At 69.0% G+C, this 7,791-nt stretch carries 6 protein-coding genes and 1 rRNA gene; all 7 read right to left on the minus strand.

The features are described from left to right. Window positions 1-21 precede the first annotated feature (21 nt). The gene (recN, locus tag ACFWU5_RS23440) at window positions 22-1,791 is read right to left on the minus strand and encodes a DNA repair protein RecN (RefSeq protein WP_379268838.1); all 1,770 of its coding nucleotides are present in this window, start codon (window positions 1,789-1,791) and stop codon (window positions 22-24) included. Further along, complete coding sequence (locus ACFWU5_RS23445; protein ID WP_379245752.1) at window positions 1,791-2,720, minus strand: NAD kinase; 930 nt, start codon at window positions 2,718-2,720, stop codon at window positions 1,791-1,793. The genes recN and ACFWU5_RS23445 overlap by 1 nt, the downstream gene beginning before the upstream one ends. Next, the gene (locus ACFWU5_RS23450; protein WP_379268840.1) at window positions 2,717-3,538 is read right to left on the minus strand and encodes a TlyA family RNA methyltransferase; all 822 of its coding nucleotides are present in this window, start codon (window positions 3,536-3,538) and stop codon (window positions 2,717-2,719) included. Before ACFWU5_RS23450 ends, ACFWU5_RS23445 begins: the two co-directional genes overlap by 4 nt. Before the next feature lies 1 nt (window position 3,539). Beyond that, on the minus strand, window positions 3,540-3,818 hold the full coding sequence (locus tag ACFWU5_RS23455) for a hypothetical protein (protein WP_379268842.1): 279 nt from the start codon (window positions 3,816-3,818) through the stop codon (window positions 3,540-3,542). Between the two features lie 13 nt (window positions 3,819-3,831). After that, window positions 3,832-4,722, minus strand: a complete 891-nt coding sequence (locus tag ACFWU5_RS23460; protein ID WP_379268843.1) for an HAD-IIA family hydrolase — start codon at window positions 4,720-4,722, stop codon at window positions 3,832-3,834. Between the two features lie 250 nt (window positions 4,723-4,972). Next, complete coding sequence (locus ACFWU5_RS23465; RefSeq protein ID WP_379268849.1) at window positions 4,973-5,971, minus strand: hypothetical protein; 999 nt, start codon at window positions 5,969-5,971, stop codon at window positions 4,973-4,975. A 1,729-nt stretch (window positions 5,972-7,700) separates the two neighbouring features. After that, window positions 7,701-7,791 (minus strand): 5S ribosomal RNA (gene rrf / locus ACFWU5_RS23470); the annotation flags it as partial.

A 7,791-nucleotide genomic window follows, 5' to 3' on the forward strand; every position in this document is an offset into this window, starting at 1 on the left:
GGCGGGCGACGTCGCTGTTCGTCAGACAGGTAATCGCTCGGCGCGCGCGGTCTCCAGTAGTTCTTCCGCGTGGGCGCGGCCGGTCTCGGTGTCGTCCAGTCCCGCGAGCATGCGGGCCAGTTCGATCACTCGTTCGTCGTCGGTCAGCGTGCGAACTCCGCTGTCCACCTTGCCTTTTCCGTCATCGGACTTGTTCACCACCAGGTGGGTGTCGGCGAAGGCGGCGACCTGGGGCAGGTGGGTGACCACGATGACCTGGTGGGTGCGGGCCAGGCGCGCCAGCCGCTTGCCGATCTCCACCGCGGCGCGGCCGCCGACGCCGGCGTCGACCTCGTCGAACACCATGGTCGCGCCGTGATCGGAACCGGCGAGCACCACCTCCAGTGCCAGCATCACGCGCGAGAGTTCACCGCCGGATGCGCTTTTGCTCAGCGGCAGCGACTGCGCGCCGGAATGCGCGGACAGCCGGAACTCCACTTCGTCGCACCCGTTGGACCCGGCGTGCAGCAGCACCCCGTCGATATCCAGCGGCGCGGAGTCCTGGGCGCCGGCCTGCATCGAGCGGACCTGGACTTCCAGGCGCGCCTTTCCCATCGCCAGCCCACCCAATTCGGTGCTCACCGCGCTGGCCAGCTTTCCGGCCGACTTCGCGCGCGCGGCGCTGAGCTTGCGGGCCGCTTCGCGCACCTTGCCCGCGGCGATCTCGACTTCACCCGCGAGTTTGGCCAGGGTTTCCTCGGACACGTCGAGCGAGTCCAGGCGTGCGCGCGATTCGTCGGCCCAGGCGATCACGCCGTCGATATCGGGGGCGTATTTGCGGGTCAGCGACTTGAGTTCGGCCTGCCGGGTGAGCATCGAGTCCAGCGCGCTGGGATCCGACGGCAGTTCCGACAGGTAACTGCTGAGTTCGGTGGTCACGTCGACCACCACCGCGATCGCCTCACCCAAGTGCGGTGCAAGCGCGGCCAGGGCCGGGTCGTCGGCGGATTCTAGGCGGGCACGGGCGCCACCGAGCAGGTCGAGCACGCCACCGCCGTCGGCCGGTGCGTCGCTGGGACCGGACAGGGACTCGTGCGCGGCGACGGCAGCTTCACGCAGCGAATCGAGGTCGCTGAGCCTGCGGATCTCCGCGGTCAGCCGGGTGTCCTCGCCGGGTTCGGGGGCGATGCCGTCGATCTCGTTGAGTGAATACTTCAGCCGGTCAGCTTCGAGCGCCAATTCCCTACTGCGCGCGGTGCGTTCGAGCAGTTCCGTGCGGGCGTCGAGCCAGGACCTGCGATGCACCTGGTACTTGCGCAGCAGTGCGGCGACACCGTCACCGGCGAACTGGTCCAGCGCGGATAGTTGCTGTTCGGGGCGTTGCAGTCGCAACTGGTCGTTCTGGCCGTGCACGGTCAGCAGTCGGGAGGTGAACTCCCCCAGCACCGCGGCGGGTACCCCGCGCCCACCCAGGTGCGCGCGCGAACGCCCGTCGCTGTTGACCGTGCGGACCGCGATCACGCTGCCGTCCTCATCGGCTTCGGCACCGGCGGATTCCAGGACTTCCCCGACCGCCGCGCGCGCCGCCTCGTTCACGTCATCGACGACGAAACGACCCTCCACCACGGCTTTCGCCGCGCCCAGACGCACGCGTCCCGCGTCCGCGCGCGCACCGCTGAGCAGGTGCAAGCTGGTCACGACCATGGTCTTGCCCGCACCGGTCTCGCCGGTGAGCACGGTCAAACCCGCGTGGAACTGGGCGGTGGCCGTGGAGATGACGCCGAGTCCGTCAATCCTGATCTCTGTCAGCATCAGTGCTCTTCCGTTCGCTGTCTGCCCCGCCAGCCGGTGACCGGCAGCTGGAACTTACGCACCATCCGGTCGGCGAACGGCGCCGAATCCAGGCGCACCCACCGCACCGATTGTTGTCCGCGCACCACTTCGGCACGCCCGCCCCGCGGCAACGCGAGGGTGCGCCTGCCGTCGAGGAACACGATCGCGTCGTGACCGGTGGCCACGGTCTCCACCGCGATCAACGACTCCGGACTGGTCACTAGTGGCCGCGCGAACAACGCGTGCGCGTTGCTCGGGATCACCAGCATGGCCTCGAGTTCGGGCCACACCACCGGACCGCCCGCCGAGAACGCGTAGGCGGTGGAACCGGTCGGGGTGGAGATGAGAATGCCGTCGCAGCCGAACGACGAGACCGGGCGACCGTCGACTTCGAGCACCACTTCCAGCACGCCCATTCGCTGCGCGTTCTCGATGCTGGCCTCGTTCAACGCCCAGCCGCGTTCGACCACGGTGTCATCCACGCGCACGGTGACGTCGATGGTCATCCGGTTTTCCACCTGGTAGTCACGATCGACCACCTGCGACAGTGCCTCGTCCAGGTTCTCGGCTTCGGCTTCGGTGAGAAAACCGATGCGGCCCAGGTTGATTCCCAGCACCGGCACGCCCGCGGGCCTGCCGAGTTCGGCCGCGCGCAGGAACGTGCCGTCGCCGCCGAGGGCGAGCACCATCTCACAGCCTTGCGCGGCGGACGGGCTGTGCGGCACCACCCGCACCGGATATCCCGCTTCGTCCTCGAAGCGGGTGCTGTCGGCTTCGTCGGCCAGCACCCGCAAGCAGATGCCAGCTTCGGCGAAGATCTTCGCCACCCGGTGCGCGGTCTCGATGATCTCCGCGCGACCGGGATGGGCGACGAGCAGGATCTCCCTGCCGTCGGCGTGCGTGCTCACTGCGGACCCTCCTCGACAGCGGTGGCGACCAGCGCCCGCACCTGCTCGGCGTCGTAGTCGAACGGGCCGACCTTGCGCAACCACAGGAAATACTCGACATTGCCCGACGGTCCCGGCAGCGGACTGGCCACCACGCCGAGGGTGCGCAGGCCGAGCGCGGCCGCGGCCGTGGCCACATCGCACACCACCTCGATCCGCAGCGCGGGATCGCGCACGACCCCGCCCGAACCGACCCGGTCCTTGCCGACCTCGAACTGCGGCTTCACCATCGGCAGCAGGTCCGCGCCGTCGGCCGCGCAGGCGGCCAGCGCGGGCAGTACCAGCGCCAGCGAGATGAACGACAGGTCACCCACGACGATATCGACTGTGCCGCTGATGGATTCGGGGGTGATGTTGCGCACGTTGGTGCGATCGAACACCTGGACCCGGTCGTCGTTCTGCAGTCGCCAGATCAGTTGGCCGTAGCCGACATCGACCGCGACCACCTCCCGCGCGCCCTTGTTCAGCAGCACATCGGTGAACCCACCGGTCGACGCGCCCGCATCCAGACACCGCTTACCCGCGATGCTGACACCCTCCGGTTCGAAGGCCTCGAGCGCACCCAGCAGTTTGTGCGCACCGCGCGAGGCCCACGACACCTCGTCAGGTTCTTCCCGCACGATCAGCGGGGTTCCCGTCTCCACGGCCGTGGCCGGTTTCACCGCCACCGTGCCGGCGATCAGGACACGGCCCGCGCTGATCAGCTCGACCGCGTGTTCTCGCGATCGCGCCAATCCGCGCCGAACCAGTTCGGCGTCCACCCGCGCTCGTCTGGCCACCTCAGATCTTGTCCACGGTCGCCAGCGCGTCGACGAGGACGTCGTGCGCCTGCTCGAGGATGCGGGCACGGCGGGTGATGTCGGCGCCGGTCTCGGTGTTCTCCGCCGGACTGGCGGCAGGCCGCGGACCCAGCTCGGCCAGCAACTGGTCGACCTCGGCCGTGATCCGGCTCGGGTCGGCCGGTTCCGGCTGCGCGCCGGGAAGGTGAGCGCCCGGCACCGGAATTCCGGGTCGGGGTGGCTGTGACGCGCCGTTCGGCGGTGAACTCGCAGTACTCATCGTGGCGTCAACGCTATCGGATTTCCGAATCGGCCGCGCGCACCCGTATCGCTCGCCCCGGGTTCGCCCGCAACAGTTCCGCGATGTCCGCGGGTGCGGCCGGTTCGGCCAGCGGGGGGTGGTTGAGCGCGTCGAGGGTGGCGGCGATGTAGGTCGGGACCTGGGCGGCGGGGGCGGTGATCACCTCGTCCAGGGTGCTGACGCCGGTCAGCACGAGCAGCGAGTCCAGGCTCATGCCGTTGGCGCCCTCGATATCGGTGTCGAGACGGTCGCCAACGACCAGTGCGTTGCGGGTGCCCGCGCGTTCGATCGCGTCTTCCATCAGCGGGGCATAGGGCTTGCCCGCGACCAGCGGCTCACGATCGGAGGCGGTGGACAGCGCGGCGATCATCGAGCCGTTGCCGGGGGCGAGGCCGCGTTCGTTGGGCAGGGTGCGGTCGGCGTTGGCGGCGATCCACAGCGCGCCCGTGCGCAGGGCGTAGGCCGCTTCGGCGAGGTCCGGCCAGGCGGTGGTGGGTGAGTGACCCTGCACGACCGCCGCCGGTGGGGTGCCGAATCGGCGGATGGGGTCGAGGCCGACGGCTTTCACCTCGGCGACCAGGTCGTCGGTACCCACGACCAGGACCTTGTCGCCGGGGTTCAGACGTTGCGCGAGCATGCGGGCGGCGGCTTGCGCGCTGGTCACCACGTCGTCGGCGGTGGCGGGGTAGCCCAGCTCGTCCAGGTGGTGCGCCACCGAACCGGGTCCGCGCGCGGCGTTATTGGTGACGTACACCAACCGCTGCGCCGAAACACCGTCCGGGGCAAGCGCTTTCGGCGCACCCTCGATCACCTCGGGCCCGCGGTACAGCGTTCCGTCCAGGTCGAGCAACAAAGCGTCATATCGGTCGCGTAGCCGGTTCATCCACCCTCACTCCGTCGTCACTGCCGGGTCGAGCACATCTGCGACCCTAGGCGAAGGCACCGACAGCTTTCGATCGCTGCGCTGTCGAATAGTCCTCGCACCGTTCATGATCGAGCATGGGGGCCGTGTTCGTGCGCGGTGTGCGCGGAAACGCACTGCTCCCCCAGCGCGCCGCGGACCGCACCGCCCACGCAAAAAGGCCGCAGGCCAGGAACTCGGAAGTTCCCGGCCTGCGGCCTCGGTGTTGCTACTACTGCGCGTCGCCGGTGAGTTCGGTTGCCCGCTCCTCGGCGTCGGTTTCGTCGTCGAGATCGGCTGCGGCGGCGTTGAGGAACCACTGCAGGCCCTCATCGGTGCGGCCTGCCGCGACCAGCGCGTCGGCGTAGGCGTAGAACAGGCGCGCGGCCGGCGAACCGGTGCGAGACGGATCCAGATCGCAGGCCTGCAGGGTCACCACGGCCTGGTCGAACTGACCCAGATCCATCCTGGCGCCCGCGACGACCATCCGCAGCTCGGCGGCTTCGTCGCCTTCCAGCGTCTGCGCTTCCTCGCTGCGACCGAGCTCGATGGCCCGTTCCGGCCTGCCCAGACCACGCTCACAGTCCGCCATGACCGCGAGCAGCCCGGCACCACCGGACATACGTCGCGCGGTCCGCAGCTCCGACAGCGCCTCGGCCCACTCCTCGGCGTGGTAGGCCACCACACCGGCGGTCTCGCGAACCACCGCGATGCGACCGGCCCGCTGACGAGCGGCCCGAGCGTGCGACAGGGCCAGACGCGGGTCGTCTTCGAGCAGTTCGACAGCCATCACCATGTGGCGGGCCACCGAATCGGCGTTGTTCTTGTCCAGGCTCAGCAGGTCGCGGCGCACGGCCGGATCCAGATCGGAGGCCACCACGTCCTCGGGCAGATCCGGCTCCTCGGGACGAGCCGCCCGACGATCGTCAGGACGTCCACCCATGGTCCGAGCACCTTCACCACCGCGACGACGATCATCGCCACCGAAGTCACCCGAACGCGGACCGGACTCCGAGCCGCCGCGTGACCGGTCGTCACGGGCACGAACACCGCGATCGGCGAATCCACGCCGCTCGCCGCGATCGGCATCGCCACGGGGGCGATCGTCACGGTCGGTGCTACGCGGGGCTGCGAAACGCGCCGAATCGCCGCGATCGTCACGCGGGGTGTCGTCACGGTCCGAGGCAGCTGCGGTGCCGGACTGGTTCTCGCGATCGGAATCGCGATCCACAGAACGAGTCCCGTTGTCGAGATCGGCAGCCGAGCTGTCGCCCGACTCGTCACGGGGACGATCCGCACTGCGAGGACGGTCGTTTTCGCTGCTGTCCGCACCCGCATCAGCGGTTGCGGCCTTGTCCGTGTCGGCTACCCGAGCCGCGGGCGGCTGCGAGGAGTCCTCGGGCTGCTCAGTGGGCGCTGCCGATACGGGCTTGTCGCCGGCTGCTGCGGACGTGTTGTCCGAAGCGCCCGACGAAGCCGGGCTGTCGTTGTTGGTCGACTCGTCGGTGTCGTAGTCCGCTGCCGAGACCACACCGAGCACATCGCTTTCGCGCTCGGCGCGCTTCTCCCGGTAGGTGCCGTTGAGCGGCTTGCCGTCCTCACCGACGAAGCGGCCCTGACCGGCGGTGCGAGCGTCACGCTTGAACCCGCTGCCACGATCGTCGTCACGCTTGGGGCCGCGATCGTTGTCGTCGCGTTTCTGGTAGCCACCCTTGTTGTCGTCACGACGCGGGTATCCGCCCTTGTCGTCACGCTTGGGGTAGCCACTCTTATTGTCGTCGCGCCTGGGGTAGCTGCTCTTGTTGTCGTCGCGACGCTGGTAGCCGCCACGATCCGAGCTGCCGCCACGATCGCTTCCGCGATCCGAGCTGCCGCGCGAACGGTCGTCGCCTTCGTTGCGACGGAACCCGCCACCCGAACCGCCACGTGAACTGTCGCTGTTGCCGCGGTATCCACCACGATCGCCGCCGCCGTAACCGCCCGAAGGACGATCACTGCCGCCGTCGTTGCGTCGGAAACCACCGCGGTCACCGGAGCCACCGCGATCGCTGGAACCGCCACGACCGGCGTCGTCACGGCGCTGGTAGCCGCCGCGGTCGCCACTGTCGCTGCGCTTGAACCCGCCGCGATCATTGTCGTCACGCTTCTGGTAACCGCCACGGTCGTTGTCATCGCGCTTCTGGTAACCGCCGCGACCCGCGTCATCGCGCTTGGGGTAGCCGCTCTTGTTGTCGTCGCGATGCTGGTAGCCACCGCGATCGGACGAACCGCCACGATCGGAACCGCCACGGGAACTGTCGTTGTTGCCGCGGTATCCACCACGATCGCCGCCGCCGTAACCGCCCGAGGGACGATCACTGCCGCCGTCGTTGCGTCGGAAACCACCACGGTCACCGGAGCCACCGCGATCGCTGGAACCGCCACGACCGGCGTCGTCACGGCGCTGGTAGCCGCCGCGGTCGCCACTGTCATTGCGCTTGAATCCACCGCGGTCGGAGCTGCCGCCGCGGTCGTCACGGTTGTATCCGCCACGCTGGCCCTCGGAACGGCTGGAGCCGCCGGTGCCGCGATTGTCGTCATTGCGACGGAATCCGCCCCGGTCGGAGCTACCACGATCGGAGCTGCCGCCACGGCCGACGTCGTCGCGCTTGGGGTAGCCGCCGCCTTCGCCACGGCCGGAGCCGCGATTGTCACCGTGTCCGCCACGGGGGCGATCGGTCGGCCGACCGAAACCGGGGGCGTCTCCGTCCCGGCGGAAAGGCTTCCGTCCGTCGTTGTGTTCCGACACGGCGATCCCTCTCTAGGTTCCCCGTCCTCCGGGGAGTGATGTCATGGCCCCGCCACTAAGAATTCAACCACGGACGAAGGACGGGGCATCGTCCGCCTGGCGTACCGAACTCGTATCGAGTCCACAAACGCCGATAGGGGACCCAAATAAGGGTCCCCTATCGCGAAGGATGTTCCGGCAGTGTCCTACTCTCCCACACCCTGTCGAGTGCAGTACCATCGGCGCAGGTGGCCTTAGCTTCCGGGTTCGGAATGGGACCGGGC

The organism is Nocardia sp. NPDC058640, from assembly GCF_042716995.1.
Lineage (GTDB): Bacteria > Actinomycetota > Actinomycetes > Mycobacteriales > Mycobacteriaceae > Nocardia.

What these genes read in the sequence shown, in the direction of transcription:
- recN (WP_379268838.1), bottom strand. Translation starts at nt 1,791, where the DNA reads ATGCTGACAGAGATCAGGATTGACGGACTCGGCGTCATCTCCACGGCC.
- ACFWU5_RS23455 (WP_379268842.1), bottom strand. Translation starts at nt 3,818, where the DNA reads ATGAGTACTGCGAGTTCACCGCCGAACGGCGCGTCACAGCCACCCCGA.
- ACFWU5_RS23460 (WP_379268843.1), bottom strand. Translation starts at nt 4,722, where the DNA reads ATGAACCGGCTACGCGACCGATATGACGCTTTGTTGCTCGACCTGGAC.